Annotated in this window: 14 protein-coding genes; 5 read left to right on the top strand and 9 right to left on the bottom strand. The window is 48.3% G+C overall.

Annotation, left to right across the window (positions count from 1 at the left end):
- Positions 1-137: 137 nt before the first annotated feature.
- Both AAC022_RS16210 and AAC022_RS16205 read left to right on the top strand, forming a co-directional pair.
- Complete coding sequence (locus AAC022_RS16210; RefSeq protein WP_339732629.1) at positions 138-461, top strand: DUF6793 family protein; 324 nt, start codon at positions 138-140, stop codon at positions 459-461.
- Positions 462-517: 56 nt separating this feature from the next.
- The gene (locus tag AAC022_RS16205; protein WP_339732627.1) at positions 518-1,744 is read left to right on the top strand and encodes an amidohydrolase family protein; all 1,227 of its coding nucleotides are present in this window, start codon (positions 518-520) and stop codon (positions 1,742-1,744) included.
- 162 nt (positions 1,745-1,906) lie between these two features.
- On the opposite strand, the gene secD is transcribed toward AAC022_RS16205, so the two are convergent.
- The 4 genes from secD to AAC022_RS16185 all read right to left on the bottom strand — a co-directional run bounded on the left by secD (position 1,907) and on the right by AAC022_RS16185 (position 7,753).
- The gene (secD, locus tag AAC022_RS16200) at positions 1,907-4,882 is read right to left on the bottom strand and encodes a protein translocase subunit SecD (protein WP_339732625.1); all 2,976 of its coding nucleotides are present in this window, start codon (positions 4,880-4,882) and stop codon (positions 1,907-1,909) included.
- A 97-nt stretch (positions 4,883-4,979) separates the two neighbouring features.
- Complete coding sequence (gene yajC, locus AAC022_RS16195; RefSeq protein ID WP_339732623.1) at positions 4,980-5,333, bottom strand: preprotein translocase subunit YajC; 354 nt, start codon at positions 5,331-5,333, stop codon at positions 4,980-4,982.
- A 193-nt stretch (positions 5,334-5,526) separates the two neighbouring features.
- Positions 5,527-6,645 (bottom strand): tRNA guanosine(34) transglycosylase Tgt, encoded by a 1,119-nt coding sequence (tgt, locus tag AAC022_RS16190; protein ID WP_339732620.1) that lies wholly within the window; start codon positions 6,643-6,645, stop codon positions 5,527-5,529.
- Between the two features lie 64 nt (positions 6,646-6,709).
- Positions 6,710-7,753, bottom strand: a complete 1,044-nt coding sequence (locus AAC022_RS16185; protein ID WP_339732618.1) for a type II secretion system F family protein — start codon at positions 7,751-7,753, stop codon at positions 6,710-6,712.
- A 196-nt stretch (positions 7,754-7,949) separates the two neighbouring features.
- Between AAC022_RS16185 and AAC022_RS16180 the strand changes: the two genes are divergently transcribed.
- Positions 7,950-8,747: an SDR family oxidoreductase gene (locus tag AAC022_RS16180; RefSeq protein WP_339732616.1), complete on the top strand. Its 798-nt coding sequence runs from the start codon at positions 7,950-7,952 to the stop codon at positions 8,745-8,747.
- A 103-nt stretch (positions 8,748-8,850) separates the two neighbouring features.
- Here the strand turns inward: AAC022_RS16180 and AAC022_RS16175 are convergent, their stop codons facing one another.
- Positions 8,851-9,498 (bottom strand): EF-hand domain-containing protein, encoded by a 648-nt coding sequence (locus AAC022_RS16175; protein ID WP_339732613.1) that lies wholly within the window; start codon positions 9,496-9,498, stop codon positions 8,851-8,853.
- Between the two features lie 292 nt (positions 9,499-9,790).
- Here AAC022_RS16175 and waaF point away from each other — a divergent pair, with 292 nt between their 5' ends.
- On the top strand, positions 9,791-10,891 hold the full coding sequence (waaF, locus tag AAC022_RS16170; RefSeq protein ID WP_339732611.1) for a lipopolysaccharide heptosyltransferase II: 1,101 nt from the start codon (positions 9,791-9,793) through the stop codon (positions 10,889-10,891).
- Between the two features lie 16 nt (positions 10,892-10,907).
- On the opposite strand, the gene AAC022_RS16165 is transcribed toward waaF, so the two are convergent.
- From AAC022_RS16165 to AAC022_RS16150, 4 genes are all read right to left on the bottom strand, one after another.
- Positions 10,908-12,590 (bottom strand): protein kinase, encoded by a 1,683-nt coding sequence (locus AAC022_RS16165; protein ID WP_339732609.1) that lies wholly within the window; start codon positions 12,588-12,590, stop codon positions 10,908-10,910.
- Positions 12,591-12,657: 67 nt separating this feature from the next.
- Positions 12,658-13,269 carry a sigma-70 family RNA polymerase sigma factor gene (locus AAC022_RS16160; RefSeq protein ID WP_339732607.1) on the bottom strand — a complete coding sequence of 204 codons (612 nt, stop codon included), beginning with the start codon at positions 13,267-13,269 and terminating at the stop codon, positions 12,658-12,660.
- Between the two features lie 90 nt (positions 13,270-13,359).
- Positions 13,360-14,211 (bottom strand): rhomboid family intramembrane serine protease, encoded by an 852-nt coding sequence (locus AAC022_RS16155; RefSeq protein ID WP_339732605.1) that lies wholly within the window; start codon positions 14,209-14,211, stop codon positions 13,360-13,362.
- Positions 14,212-14,302: 91 nt separating this feature from the next.
- The gene (locus AAC022_RS16150) at positions 14,303-15,190 is read right to left on the bottom strand and encodes a hypothetical protein (RefSeq protein ID WP_339732602.1); all 888 of its coding nucleotides are present in this window, start codon (positions 15,188-15,190) and stop codon (positions 14,303-14,305) included.
- 675 nt (positions 15,191-15,865) lie between these two features.
- Here AAC022_RS16150 and AAC022_RS16145 point away from each other — a divergent pair.
- Entirely contained in the window at positions 15,866-16,312 is a 447-nt protein-coding gene (locus tag AAC022_RS16145; RefSeq protein ID WP_339732601.1) for a YkgJ family cysteine cluster protein, read from the top strand.
- The last annotated feature ends 3 nt before the right edge of the window (positions 16,313-16,315 follow it).

Genomic DNA, 16,315 nt, shown 5'->3' with positions numbered 1-16,315 from the left:
GCTATAATGTGGGTCTAGAAAATGCTCGATTTCAAACTCCTGCGTTTATGAACTGCCGCGACAAATTCGAAAGAGTCCTCTTTTTTTCGTCGTTCGTCAGATTTTCACTTTTCCATTGTTCAGACTGGAGTTGAATTATGGCTCTTTATGAGATTGAAACAAACGCACATATCATGGTGGGTTGGGCAAATACTCAAGAGGAGGCGGAACATGCTGCTCAGGAGAATTATCCAGAGGATGAAATCCTGAGAGTCACACGTCGTCCGCGCGATATGTGGGTCATCTCAAAACGATTGCTGGGCATTGAAGGGCATACCGAGCCCTGCGATATGGCACGTGAGTGCCTGTTTAAGGCTTCCGGCGATAAAGTACATGCGATCCGACTTTATATGCGCGATACCGGTTCTGACTTGCATGAGGCCCAACTCGCGATCGAAACCAATATGTCTGTTGGCTGGTAAGCACAAGCAACAAATCATCAGACACGACCATAGCACAAACAGAACGACTTCAACCGATGATCATACAAGGAACTCTCGTCAGTTCTTCAGGCACTTTTAAAAGCCAGATTCGAGTCGACGGTAATTTTATCGTCGAAGTAGGACCTAACCTGGGTCAGCCAGATTTTTCTTTTTCAGACGATTGTCTGATCTTTGCCGGCATGGGAGATATTCATATCCATGCCCGCGATGATGTCAGTGAGTCACAGACCTATAAAGAAGATTTCTGTACCGCAGGTGCCGCCGCCATCAACGGTGGCGTGGTCCACGCAGCTGACATGCCGAACAATCCGGTCCCGCCCATCACAGACGAAAGCTACCACGAAAAAACCCGGCATCTGGAAAAACGAAACCCGCCGATTCACTTCACGCTGTATGCCGGAATCGGCCCGGGAACCAGACCACTCTCATTTGCCGTCCCCTATAAAGCATACATGGGGCCCAGTGTGGGGGACCTGTTTTTCAAAACACTGGAACAACTTGACGAAACGCTCTCCCACTATCGTGGCTGCAACGTCAGCTTCCACTGTGAAGACCCGATCTTACTTGAAGAACACGCCGATGCAGCCAGACATGAAGAGAAAAGGCCAGCAGAGTGTGAGATTTCGGCCACGCGTTTTGCGCTGCAGATGATTGAAAAATATGAACTCAATGGGAAGTTATGCCATTATTCAGTAGGGGAAGGCTTGCCACTGATTCGGGAAGCCAGAAGCCGTGGCTTGAAAGTCACCTGTGAAGTTACCCCTCACCATTTGTACTTTGATCAGACCGATCTGACCGATGAAAACCGTGGTAAAATGCAAATGAATCCGCCTTTACGCACCGTCGCCGACCGTCAGGCGATGCTGGCTGCACTGCGTGAAGGCACACTCGATTATCTTGCCACCGACCATGCTCCGCATACGCTGGAAGAAAACGAGCAGGGGATCTCAGGACAACCCCATCTGGATACTTTTGGCGTTTTTGTCACCTGGCTGATTTTGGATCAAAAATTTACCCCGGAACAGGCGGCTCTATTCTGTTCGGAAAACCCGGGTAATTTTGTAAACCCGTATGTCTCACCAAAGAAATTCGGCAAAATTGAACCCGGTTATACCGCCAGCTTAACGGTGCTCAATCTGAAACAGCCCGTCACGATCAAACGAGAAGACCTGAAAACGAAATGCGGCTGGTCTCCCTTTGAAGGAATTACCTTCCCGGGTTCGATAGAAGCAGTATTCATCGAAGGTCGCAAGGCCCGCTGAGGATTTCAGCAACTTGAGTGCCACTTCAAAAAAAAACCTCTGCCAGAACTCAAGATGAGCTCCCCATTTCTGTACTCAAAGTACAAGAAAAAAGCGGGAGCCGATCCAATGATCAACTCCCGCATTTCAGATTCTATTTTGAGTCGCAGTCAGTCAAGCCGATTAACTGCTGACGCTGGCCTGTTTTTCGCTTTGCTGAGAAGCACGTGCGGTTGCACTTCCAGGACGATTCATCAACCAGAGTAGAACGGGGCTGGCAATGAAGATCGAACTATAAGTACCAACAATCACACCCAAAACCAGACAGTAAGCAAATCCATGAATTCCCTCACCACCGATGGCATACAGGATCAAAACAACAATCAGCGTCGTGACCGAAGTCAACAAGGTTCGAGAAAGTGTCTGGTTCAAACTTTCATTGACCATTGTCTTGGTCAGAGCAGGGTTCTTACCACGCACTTCGCGGATTCGGTCGAAGACAACAATCGTATCATTCAGCGAATAACCGACAATCGTCAGGAAGGCCGCAATCATCGGCAGGTTGATCTTAAAGTCATTCAATCCCAGTACGGGCCCTAAAGCGGTATTACTCAAATAGGCCCCCAAAGCAACCAGCCCTAATACCACGAGCACGTCGTGAACCAGAGCAGCAACAGCTGCCAGACCAAATGTAATTCTCTGGAATCGGAACCAGACATAAGCCACAATCGCGATCAAACTGATCAGCATGGCCAATAAAGCTGATTCCTGCATTTCACTGGCGACAGAACTGTCGAAACTGTTCACTTCGTCCAGAATTGCTGTTGTCTCCATCACAGTCTGCATTGATGCGAGTGCCGTTTGTAAATCATCAACCAGGAGATCTGGTCCGGCTTGCATGGTCATCTTTTTAAAGCGTTTTGCTTCTTCTTCAGACTCGGAATCTTCCTTGTCGGCAGCAATGCCGGTCAACAGAAAGTCCGGGATGCGATCGTATTTAGGAGTCTTATCTGCATTCTTGATTGATGCAATGGCTTCTTTCAGATAATTATCAATCGTGGACGGTTTCACATCACCACTGAAAGTCAGTTCGACTTCCGCACCAGCGGGAGTATTCTCACTACCTTCAAGCTGATTAATCTCACCGAAGCTCATCGTTACTTTTCGCATCTTATGATCCGCATCATCGAAGGCATTATTCAGATTCTTACGAATCGTCCTTGTTGCTTCCGCTTTGTCTTCTTCTGCATCCGCGTCGTTCATTGTTGTTCGGAGTCGGAAAAAACGTCCTTCAGAAGCGGGATCGTTGGAAAGCTGCAATTGTTCAAGAGTTAAACTATTACCAAATTCGGCTTGCAGTAATCCACGAATATCATCAATGTTCTGTTTGTCTTCGAATTCAAACGTAACCATCGTTCCACCAGTGAAATCGATATCCAGATTCTTATCACCACGTGCCACAACAACTCCGAGTCCAATCACAATCAGTATAATTGAGAACACAGCAGCAACCATTTTTTTACCGATGAAATCGATGCTGGTGTGCCCTACGATGCTCATCATCTTCAGATCGCTGATCCAGCGTTTCCGTTCGCAAACATCAAAAATGATGCGTCCCACATACAAAGCGGTAAACATACTCATCACAATCCCGATGAAGAGCGTGACAGCAAAACCACGCACCTGATCGGTTCCGATGATATACAACACGATGGCGACAATTAGCGTCGTCAGGTTTGCATCCACAATCGTCGTGAACGCTCGTGAAAAACCGTTATTAATGGCCATCCTTAAACTGGAACCACGGGCTTTCTCTTCCCGAATTCGTTCAAAGATCAGCACGTTTGCATCGACGGCCATACCAATGGTTAGCACCAATCCAGCCAAACCGGGCAGGGTAAAGGTCGCATTGATAAACGACATCGTTCCCATCACCAGCAACAGGTTCAGGGTCAAACAGATATTGGCTACAAGACCGGAAAAACGATAGTAGATCAGCATGAACACAATGACTGCGATCGCGGCAATGATAATCGCCCGCCTACCTTTTTCCTGAACATCGCTTCCCAAGAGTGGACTGATGGAAAATTCAGAAACAGGCTCCGGTTTCAAGGGAACTTCTAATGCCCCCGCATTCAATACGTTTAACAGGTCAGAAATCTCTTTTTGTGTAAACCGGCCTGTAATTTGTCCTTCAGAGCCAATCGTCGTAATCAAACGCGGTGCGGAATGCACCTTTCCATCCAGTAAAACAGCCAAGTGCCGATGGAAGCCATCTTTACTGGGACGGTTTTTCGATGTGAGCTGACTAAACAGTGCGCCGCCCCGGGCATTGAAGGTGAATGCCACAGCAGGAGAACCATTCTGGTCTGACGATTGTCGGGCACGTACCAGATATTTACCAGTGACCTTTCTCTCGGGGTTGGGTTCAATAATCACAAGAACCTCTTCACCCTTGGTGCCATCTTCGCGTGTGAAAGGCCGTGAGACCATTTGATCGTCGGTATAAGAGTCATCGCCGTTTACTTCACGCCAACTGGCAATCACGCGACCTTCGCCGTCCCGAATATCTTTTCCGGGGCTCTCCAGAGCACGATTGACGATCGTAGCATGATCACGACGATTCGCCACAATATCGAATTCCAGACTCCCCAGACGGGTAATCAGGGACTTAATGCGTTGAACATCATCACTGTCTGCACCCGGAACAATGACCTCAATCCGGTTCTGTCCGACCTTGCGAACAGTGACTTCTTCCGTTCCGGAAGGATTGATACGACGGCCAATCGCCCCGACCATCTGGTCCATGACTTCATTGGAAAGTGCTTTTTCACTTCGGCCTTCATCCACTTCGAACACCATGTTCGAACCACCGGCCAGGTCAATCCCGAGACGAATCGCATTGCGCCAGTCATGTCCATTGGCAATCTGCCAGGCAAAGGGGGTCGAGGCAATCACAGCGGTGAATAACACCAGACCAATTTTGCGTGAAAAGTCCTTGAGTTTGAGAGCACGGGCAATAGCGGCTCCCAGAACAAATGGCACAATGAATACGACAATCAGAATGAGTAAGATGCCCCACCCGGATACTTGTGATGTCGTCTTTTCAGTCACTTCTGCAGCGAGCAAACCTGCTGAGTGGAAATCAATCCCTGTCATTCAATTAGTCCCGAAACTATTCTGTTTGTATGAGCCGAGTCATTCGGCTATGAAGATTTAAACTGACACATTGGTATCAGATACTGATTCTCAGAAACTAGCTGGTCGATTCTTTGTTTTCTTCCTGATAAGGCCCCTGGATTGCGGTACGTCGTACTTTAATCTTGGAGTTATCATCAATTTTGAGTGTCACTTCCTGCTCTTTTTCCGAAATGTTGGCAATGGTACCAATAATCCCGCCGATGGTCACGACGCGATCATTTTTCTTGAGTTCGCCAAGAGATTTCTCACGACGCGCCCGTTCTTTTTGCTGAGGGCGAAACATGATGAAATAAAAGAAAATGACGATCGCAATGATCGGCAGAAATTGAAAAATCGGTGAAGGGGCGGGGCCCTCTTTCACAGGTGCTTCTTCAGCAAATAAAAAGAGCGTTGCAAGTAGAATGTTCATTTAATTCTTTTCCAAGGGCTGTAAACCCATCCCCTTAAAGCAATAATTATTAACTACTTAGGAGAAGTCGTTTCCCGATTCAGAATGTTGCACACAGAGGTTTTCAGTACCCCCGCGCTTTCAACAGCCTGATCGAAATTGGCCCAAACCTAAACAATTTCAGGAGTTATCAAACGATCTAGTAAGCTGTATCTTAGAAAGATGCGTTCCAGCGGGCAAGGTGAACCGCCCTAAACTCCTCAACTTGATCATCGAGGATCGCCTGACGCAGATCTCGCATCAATTTTTGATAAAAGGCAATGTTATGCAGCGAAATCAAAATAGGCCCCAACATCTCACGAGACATGAATAAGTGCCTCAAATAAGCCCGACTATAGTCTCTTGAACCCGGGGAATCACATTCCGGGTCCAGAGGATTGGGATCTCTGGCATGTTTCTGATTACGTAAATTCACGCGTCCTTCACTGGTAAACGCCATCCCATTTCGCCCATTTCTGGTAGGCATCACACAATCAAACAGATCAACGCCTCTCATAATTGCTTCCATCAGGTCGGAAGGGCGTCCCACGCCCATTAAATAGCGAGGCTTCTCTACAGGCAGCATGGGAGTCGTAAAGTCGAGCGTAGAGTACATATCCTCAGGTTTTTCTCCTACACTTAAACCGCCAATCGCGTATCCCGGAAACTCCAGAGGCAGCAAGCCTTCTGCAGAACGTTCCCGCATTTTCTGATCGGTTCCCCCTTGAACGATACCAAACAGCGCCTGGTCATCCCGTTTCTGGGCGTCCCGGCAGCGTGCTGCCCAGTTCGTAGTACGATCAACGGCATCCTGCATCTTTTCCAGTGGGACATCGTGGGGCGGACATTCATCCAAGCACATAATGCAGTCTGCGCCCAACTGTTCCTGAATCTTGACTGCCTTTTCGGGTGACAATTCAAATAAGCTGCCATCGATATGAGAACGAAATACAACCTGTTCGTCATCCATCTTGGTCAGCTGCGCCAGACTGAAGACCTGAAAACCGCCACTGTCAGTCAGAATCGGACCATCCCAATTCATGAATTTGTGCAGCCCGCCCATCTCTTCCACAATATCGGCCCCGGGACGTAGCGCCAGATGATAGGTATTTGCCAAAACCTGCTGGGTTCCCACCTGTTTGAGTTGCTCTGGCAGTAGCCCTTTTACCGACCCTAAAGTTCCGACAGGCATAAAAGCAGGGGTATCCACGATTCCATGCGGCGTATGCCAGCGTCCGGCACGGGCTCCGGTCCTGGAATCAGTATGGATCAGTTCAAATTGAAAATGAGACACTTTAACTTTCTCTTCAGAAGAATATTTCGTTAATCAGAATTCCGAGGATGCAAAAAACGGCAGTTCAAACATGCTTCAAGGCATCGTTGATTATCCCCAGATACCAAAAAGCGATCCGGAAGACAACAAAGATGATAAATGCAGCAACCAGTGCCCAAATCAGCCAACCGAGAACCGCAGCCATTGTCGCCAGGCTCCGCTGTGCATCTTCCTGAAAACGTGGGCTTAATCGCTCCAGGGTTTCCGGAACGGTACCCGATGTCTCTCCCACATCCACCATATGAATATATTCTTCTGTAAACAGATGCGTTTCCGACAAGGCCTCTGTAAGATGCGCCCCATCATTGACCGCGCCGTTCACCTGGGGAATTTCAGCAATAAACGCCCCATTTCCCGTTGCTTTCAGGCTGGCATCTAACGAATCTAGAATATTCATTCCCGCTTGCTGGGTGAGTGAAAATGCCCAGGAAAACCGGGCAATCGCAAAGGATTGCATACAACCGCCTATGACCGGAATTTTCAGGAACAAACGATGAAAATAGCGTTTCCCGCCAAACAAACGATCCAACACCTGATACGTAACAAACAAGACAAAAATCGAACCGAACGTACATGTCAGCCAGATCATAGCGCCACTGGGACCGGATAAGCCCAGCCCCAATACATCAATTGGCTTTCCTCCTTGCCCGCTGGCGATCAGTCCTAATACAAGGATCATCAAGGCGATCACCAGAATTGCCACTATAAATTGAAATACAGGCCAGGCGATAAGCCGTACAAAGTTTTTCCGCATGTGCAACAGTTGCTCATAGTGGTCAGCCAAAGCCTTCAATACTTCAGGCAACCCGCCACTCTGTTCCGCCACACTGATCATATTCACCAGCAATTCGGGATAGAAAGATCCCTGTTTCCGCATGGCTGAGGTGACATCGTTTCCGGATTTCAGCTCGACCATGATCTCGCGCACAGATTGTTGCAGCCGATGATCTCCGATTTTTTTCCCTGCTAACTGGAACGCTTTGGTAATCGAAACTCCCGACTCCAGCATTGTGCTCAACGATCGGCAAAACAGCGACAATGATTTCAGTGAAGCACGTGCTCTGAACATGAAAACAACTTTCAGGGAATCGTTGAGAAATAGACAGGGATTTGAAGACCTCTTGAGATACCGTTCATTATTGCGAATTACGACATATCTGAGAGTGACAATCTCTTCCACATTGCGAAAAAAAAGAAAATTTGTCAGAGTGAACCCTCGGTAGACCGGATTTGTTTAGTTTTATCGATCTTTGGAAAGATGCTTGATGGATTTTTTGCAATTGGCTGGAAAACGGATTCTGATTTTTGGAGTCGCCAACCGGAAAAGTGTGGCCTATCAGACTGGTAAGGTACTGGAAGAAGCAGGCGCGGAAGTGATCTATGTCGTTCGTTCTGAAGCACGGAGAGAATCGTTATCCAAGCTGATCAAACACGCCCCGATCTTTGTCTGCGATGTGGAGCATCAACCGGAGATTGACCAGTTAGCCACAGAAATCCGTCAACAATACGACGTAATCCACGGCTTAGTACATTCAATCGCCTTTGCAGATTACTCCGCAGGCTGGCTTCCTTTCCATCAAACGCCGCGTGCCGCGTTCTTGCAGGCGGTCGATATTTCCTGCTTCTCGCTGATGGCACTTTCGAATGCATTCAGCCAGCTCCTTGATCCGGAGCAGGGGAGTGTCGTGACGATTTCCATCTCAACCACGCGCATGGCAGCCGAAAATTATGGCTATATGGCTCCGGTTAAAGCTGCGTTGGACTCCTCAGTCTGCTTTCTTGCCAAATCATTTTCCAACTTTTCCAAAGTCCGTTTTAACGCCGTTTGCCCGGGCTTATTGAAAACGTCTGCCTCAGCAGGCATTCCCGGATATGTCGATAGCTATCTGTTTGCGGAAAAAGCAACCCTTCGAAAAGAAGCCGTCCAGACCCAGGAAGTCGCTGATACCGTCGCATTTTTAATCAGCCCCCGCTCATCGGGCATTAATTCTCAGGGAATTGTGATTGATGCCGGGATGGGAACCAATTATTTCGACAAAGAAATTGTTTCAGAGCAAATATAGTCTTTGAAAATAAAAAAGCCGACTGAACCTGTTCCAGTCGGCTTTTCTTGTTCACATCACTGGCAGACCTGTCGAGCCACAGCAATGTTTTCAATGATTTGCGTTAAGGTTTCTTTTTCCCTTTTCCACCTGCGCCTTTAGAGCCTTTTCCAGCACCTTTCTTCGGGCGATTCTTCATCATTTCTGCGCGGGCAGCCTTTCGTTCTTCTTCATTCAGCCTGCCATCACCATCTTTATCAAACTTTTTGACCATCGCTTCGCGCTGTTCGCGGCTCATACCGGGTCCGCGACCTTGCCGACTGCCCATCGACTTTCGAGCTGCTTGACGTTCCGTTTCATTCAACTTTCCGTCGCCATCTTTGTCGAACTTTTTGACCATTTCTTCCCGGCTCATCCGAGGTCCCCGCTGCCCCATTTTGGCTCTCGCTGCTTGAGCTGCTTTGCGTTCGGTTTCGTCTAACTTCCCATCGCCATTCTTATCAAATTTTTTGATGAGTTCTTCCCGGTCCATTCCTGGACGGCCTGTTTTACCATCTCCCTTAAGGCCTTTTCCTTTGGGACGTGCCGCTCTTGCTGCTGCACGCTCCGATTCACTCAACTTTCCGTCACCGTCTTTGTCAAACTTTTTGAGGATTTCTTCACGGTTGGGCCGTTGTCCTTTTTTTCCTTCTTCAGCCTGTGTGACTGAATTTCCCGAAAAAACCGCCATTCCTAAGACAAATGCTGACACCGCTAACAGGCTAACTTTCATCAAGGCAACTCCTCATGCATTAAAAAAATGGACAGGATTAAATTCCTGTTTTTGATTCACTTCACAATAAATCAAACTCGCCTGTAAACGATTGGTTTCGCAGTTTCTGAAAAAAAACGATCTCGATTCGCAATCTTCCAACGTGGAATTCCTAAGAAATAGAGCACTTCATTCAAGCAAAACGATTCATCAAGCTGATCTTGCTTCAATTCCGCTTCTGAGATTATGATGCGTCACCCGTTGGCTTAGCCTGTTCAAACAAACCCTGGCCCCTAGACATCAAACGATTCCGATGAGTTCCCAGCACATTTTATCTCAATTGAATCAGATTGAAGCCAAACGAATTTGTATCATTAAGCCGAGTGCGCTCGGCGATGTTGTGCAGACGCTGCCGATCCTCCCGGTACTTCGAGAACGCTTCCCCAACGCCGAAATTTCGTGGGTCATTCGAGACAGCTTTGCTAATCTGCTTGAAGGACATCCACACATCAATCACATCATCCCCTTCAGTCGACGCTCTTCAGCTCGGTACTGGTGGAATTTTCTGAAAGATCTGAAACAGCGTCAGTTTGATCTTGTGATTGATTTGCAAGGCTTACTCAGAACAGGCATCATGACAACAGCCACGCGTGCTCCGTGGCGAATTGGCATTGAAGCGGCCCGCGAAGGGTCGCATCTGGCCTACAACCTGACCATTCCCGATACCGGGCGGCTGGTACCCGCCCATCTGAAATACTGGCGTGTCGCAGACGCGTTGGGATTGGGAGAAACTCAAAGACAGACCGACATCGCTCTCAGTGAAGAAGATCGGAACTGGGCAAAGAGCAAACTTTCTCATCAGGAAAACCGGGCTCCCACACTGGCACTTCATGCTGGCGCGCAATGGATTACCAAACGCTGGCCCCCTGAAAGTTTTGCCGCGGTCGGCGCCAAAGCAATCCGCCAGTTCCGCTGCAATATCGTTCTGGTGGGTTCTGCCGATGAACGACCATTGACCAATCATATCGAACAATTATTACACAAATTTGTGCCTACGGGCAACGTGATCAATCTGGCCGGCGAAACCAACCTCAAACAACTGGCGGCGGTGCTCATTGAATCTGACTTCCTGCTGACCAATGATTCCGGCCCCATGCATCTTGCTGCAGGGCTGGGAACACCCGTCACAGGAATCTTCACCTGCACCAGCTCAGTCCGCTCGGGACCACCGGGAGACCAGCATGAACTTGTCTCCACAAATGTTGACTGCGCAGCCAGCTATCAGAAGCGTTGCCCCAAACGCGGCCCACAAAATTTATGCTGCATGGAAGAGCTGGAAATTGGACGCGTCTGGCAGGCTTTGTCCCGACTGATTTCCAGGCATTCAGCGCAACGCGCCGGGAAAGCTGCGTAAGCCAGTCTTTAATCCTTTAAGGCCGTCGCAGTTCGTAATAGCGACTCAAAACGCGAACTCGGTAGATCTGATAAGCGGTCATCATCCCCAGGATTGCCAGAACCATCCCATAAATTACGGGATACTGCCACGGGCCTGTTAATTCTGGTCTCAATAACACGAGCACAGCAAATGCCAGCAGGGACATCATGGTCGTGAAGTAGACCAGCCTCACATAAAAAAATAGTCCCGCGGAAACAATTAACATCGGATAACCTATCAATAAAATGCCGACGGGAGGGTCCGCCAGAATCAATAATCCCGTCAACAACGAGACATCAGCGGCCACCCAGCAATAGCGCACCTTTTCCTGATTCCGGAAGTGATCCAGGCTCCATTGAAAAAACAGCGCCAGAATTCCCCACAGGCAAAAGATCGTCATAATTTTAAGATGATAGTAGAAATCCACGCCTTGCGTCGAGTACACCGTCTGAACAATTCCCGTGGAAAGCACAATCGCCGACAAGCGAGAAACTAAGGCCGGCTGTCTGCGAAACCAACGTTGAAACAACTGCCTGAAACCAGCAGGTTGTGCCTGAATCGGTTCTCCGGCAATAAAACACTCCAGATCCTCAGCCAGAGCACTGGCTGACTGGTAGCGCAACTCCGGATCTTTTTCCAGACACTTCAGACAGATCAATTCCAGCGGACTGGGTATGTCTGGATTGAGTGAGCGCAGTAACGGAGGCTCGCCTTCGATTACAGACACCAGTGAATCCAAAGGACTCTTTTGTTTGAACGGTGAAACGCCGGTCAAAAGTTCATACAGAATGATCCCCAGACAAAAGATATCACTGCGGGCAGAAATATCCTCTAGCTGTCCCGCTGCCTGTTCCGGCGACATATATCCGGGTGTGCCTACGATGGTTCCACTCTGCGTGTGCGCATCATGGTCCGTTCCCTGATGAACCGCGTCAAACACTTTCGCCAGGCCAAAATCAGTGACATAGGCCATCCCACTTTCATCAATCAGAATATTCGACGGCTTTAAATCACGATGAATGATCTCTTTGGAATGCAGATACTCAACGGCCTTGGAAACCTGCATCATTAGACAGGCAACCTGTATAAAATCAGCTTGTGGTGTTTCTGAAAGTGTTTGCAGTTGGGGGTTCGCTAACGAACCTCCAGAAATATAATCCATCGTAAAATAATGTTGCCCGAGATACTGTCCGACTTCATGAATCGAAACAATATTGGAATGCTGCAATCGGCCGATCGCCTGAGCTTCCAGATAAAACCGGCGCACTTCTTCTTCTGAAGCAAATTGTTTACTCAAGATCGTCTTTAAGGCGACAATCCGGTTCAAGTCCTTCTGCCGCGCTTTGTAGACCACTCCCATTCCACCCCGGCCGAGTTCTTCCAGCAATTCATAGTTTCCGAATTCGGGAGTCTGCTGAGGCACAGATCGCTCGGAAGGTGAGCCGGGAAGCAGTTGGGTCGCATCATCCGATCCCAGAAAAGGCGCATCCCGGTTCGCGTTTTCAGCATCTGGCGCCAAGCGTTCGAGTGAATCCAGGCAGGCCATCAGATTTTTCAATTCCGGATTCACCGCCTGTAAACCGTGGCAGCTATCCTGGTCACTGAGCTGCAAGTAATCCAGATACTGGTTCAAAACCCCGATTACGATCTCTGACTGTTCATCCCGCTCGTTTGTCACCGGATCCTATGCTCTCTCTATCTTCATGCTGGACTGCCATAAGCAATTCAAATCCGTTTCCACAGACTTAAACACGCTCCATCAGTTCCTGCAACTGGTTTAAGGCTCTCAACCACAACATTTGCACTGCGCCCGGGCTGCGATCCATGCGTTCTGCGACTTCTTTAAATGAAAGCCGTTGCAGATTCCTCAACATAATCACTTCCTGGTAATCGGGGGGAAGCTGTGCGACCGCCTCTGCCATCAGAATTTCCTGCTCCCGATTCAATAGAATGCGACTGGGGGTTTCCGTCTGATCTTTCAATTCCCATTTCTGGGGTTCCGAATAGGCAGAATTTCCCCCCACCTGGTTGATGGAAAATTCTCGTTTCACATCACGCTTGGCAGCACCCTGAAATTTTCTGGCAAAGTCCAATGTGTTATGGTTTAAAATCCCGCGCAACCAACCCAGCCACTCAGCTTCTGTCTGGCCTTTGAAATTTTCGAACCCCTGATGTGCTTCCAGCAATGTCTGCTGCACTAGATCAGATGCGTCGAACTTAGTGCGCATCCAGCCTTCAATTTGAGCGCGCGCAATAATCGAGATATAAGCCCGGCATTTTTGCAGCAATTCGTTCTCTGCAGCCCGATCCCCTGACCGGGCTCGTTCTATCAGTGCTTCAAATTGTGATTCAGACATAGTTGCGCCTCGGAGTTGGTCTTTTCTGCGAGATTCCTGCGGCGGATCACAAACGAATTCATCTGAAAGGCTACGACGAACCTCAACCACTTATCGTTTTTTATATTTGTTGCTTGCTTCTTTAAGCAGCGCCCGTTCCTGATCGGTCAGACTGGCCTCACCCTCACGGCTGATTTTTTCCAGTATCGCATCCACTTTTTCGTCCAGCCCGGCCTTGGAAAGTTTCGCATCAGGCTCGGAATAGACACGTAAGTTTTTACTTCTGGCAGAACGATTCAGTTTAAAGTGATCCCACTTTTTCTGAAAGCTGCCTGTCAGATGCCAACCAAAATACTTATACGCGACCCCAAACGCGGCTCCTCCCAGATGTGCGAAGTGGGCCACACCGTCACTCTGTGGATTAATGAATCCAAACACATCGACGGCTGCATAGAGCACGGCCAGCCAGCGCAATTCAATCGGCAGGATAAACATCAGTAGCACAGTCATCTTCGGAAAGGTCATCGCAGTCAGAAAGACCACAGCCATCACGCCCCCCGAAGCACCAATCACGGGGTTAGGACTGATGGCAACGTGGCAGATGCCACTGATGACAATACCGACCAGGTAAAAGGCGAGAAACTCCCGTGATCCCAGAACCGGTTCGACCATCCGGCCAAACATCCAGAGCACGAACATATTAAAGAAGATATGCCCTAAGGATGCCGTGGAGTGACAAAAGCCGTATGTCACAAAACGCCAGATCTGAAAGTAAGGCAGGACGGCATCACGCTGCAGTGCGAAAAAATTAAGAATTGAGGGGGAGGACATCTCCAGCAAAAACACAGCAATATTGGCGATAATCAGATACTTGATGGCCCAGCCACCAGAAGGCCTTCTGAAAGAACCGTAACTTCCCCCACCACTTTCATGCCGCAGGTAATCCCGGCTCTCAATCCCCATTGCCAACCTATCCTTGTTTGTCTTTTTATAATCAGGGGCGTTTCGAGAGTCTTCGCCCACCTTCCATGCTAATCAAAGTCGCTCAAACAGCTCAATAATCTGCCGGGGTCTGCTGCGGCAGCTGTTTGGTCAGCTTACTGACTTCCTGCACCAGATCAAGTTGTTTTTGATAGACATTCAACAGATCACGTCTTAAACGATCTGTTTCCTGGAACTCTTGATTTCGCAGTTTCTCTTCTTCTTCCAGGCCGGCCACCAGACCTTTTCGTAACTCGACCGGAAGAATTTCATCCTGCGGTGCATTCTCGGAACCAATCAACTCACTCACTCTGACTTCCAGGCGTTCCTGGGCTGACGTCAGTAATCGATTCAAATCCTGAATCCGATCTTTCTTCCGCGTGAGCTGTTGTTCGCGTTCCACCAGATTATCCCTTAATGTTCGTAAGGTGGAAATATAATTGGGAGGGACCAGGGCTCTTAAACGCCAGACACCATTCTTCCAGGTTGCCACTTCACCGTCTTGAGGCGGGTTCACAGCGATCAGTTGCGCACCGTTTGGTTCCAATGCATTCACACGAAACGCCCCCACATAGCTCACACCATTCGGATTATTCTGATCAGGCTGGAACGCAAATACAACTGGTTGCGCAGCCGGATCATCGCCTTGCTGTGCAGATCCCAGTCCCTGATTTCCACCAATATTGACCTGAATTTCACCGGTCTGTTGATTGGCAACAGTGACATTCGCATCCCAATAGCGATCCCAGCCCAGCATCAGCCGCGTCAAATCGTTGCGAAGCGTTTTGTTTTCCGTCTCTTTGGCTTCGAGATCAGCTTCATTTTTTTGAATTTTCGACTTGTTATTTTCAACGGTTTTTAACCAGCTTCCACGGACGTCCAGCATCTTCGATGTCATCAGCACCGCGCCGATAGCCACGAGAGCGACAAACCAAGCCAGGATAACTCCAGATTTATGCATCTTCTTTGAACCTTGATGGAATCGAACGAGCGCATCTGCCTCGTTATACTATTTCGTATTATGCAAACTTAATATCGTTATATTCTACGGGATCACTCAGGTTTGGCTTTCAAAATGACCTGAAGCAGGAATCACCCTCGCCACCCTGTTTATTACATCGTCCTCAAACGACTTTGAGAACGAAAATAAATCCTGTAGTATCAATTATTCTCGTGTATCCCGTATCAGACAAGCTGGTGAGACAGTGAATTGTGATTAATGTTAAGCAGAACCATAGTTTAATGATAAGTCCCCTTATAAATCAGGGTCAAGCAGAAACCACAATTATACACCTTCTCCTCACGGGATAATCGCTAAAACCGACAAATGTGAATCTTAATCGAGCTCAAATCGATGCCAGGAACAAACGCCCAGCAATATTGAAACAAGAATACCGGTCTCGATTCTGTTTGAAAACCCAAACTTTCTATCCCTTGATTCCGTGCATTTTCCGTCAAGATGACTTATAAAACATGCTGATTCGTTACGGATCAGGGTAACCTGAAGCAGGGCACACGCTTCGAATTTGCAACTTGTGCCCGATCAGACGCGTAGCAAAACTTTGATTGATTCCGACAACGCGAACCTTTCTGTCAATTTTTCATCACTATCTATAGTTCATCAAGGGATACGACCATGTCGACGGTCACGGTAAAACGAGCTGACCTCAAAGCTGGGGAAGTTTTATGCAGCTATTGCACAGCACGTTGTTGTCGCTATTTTGCCCTGCCGATCGAAACCCCGGAAAACTGGGAAGATTTCGATCATATGCGGTGGTATATCATGCACGGCCATTGTGCCATTTTCGTTGATGAAGATGTCTGGTTTTTGATGGTCTATGGCGATTGCAAATACCTGCTACCCGATTATCGGTGTGGCAATTATGATGATCGTCCTAAAATTTGCCGCACTTACACGACAGATGAATGTGAATACGACAATGACGGAACTTATGATCGCCTCTTCGAAACTCCGGAACAAATCTGGGAATATGCGCACGCCGTTCTGCCACCGAAAAAGAAGAAACGAAAGAAATCGCCGGCAGACACGGCCACTCAAAAACTGCCCGTGGTCCATATTTAGTCC

The organism is uncultured Gimesia sp. (assembly GCF_963976445.1).
In the GTDB taxonomy this organism is placed as follows: domain Bacteria; phylum Planctomycetota; class Planctomycetia; order Planctomycetales; family Planctomycetaceae; genus Gimesia.
This window is presented reverse-complemented; position numbering and strand designations above follow the sequence as displayed.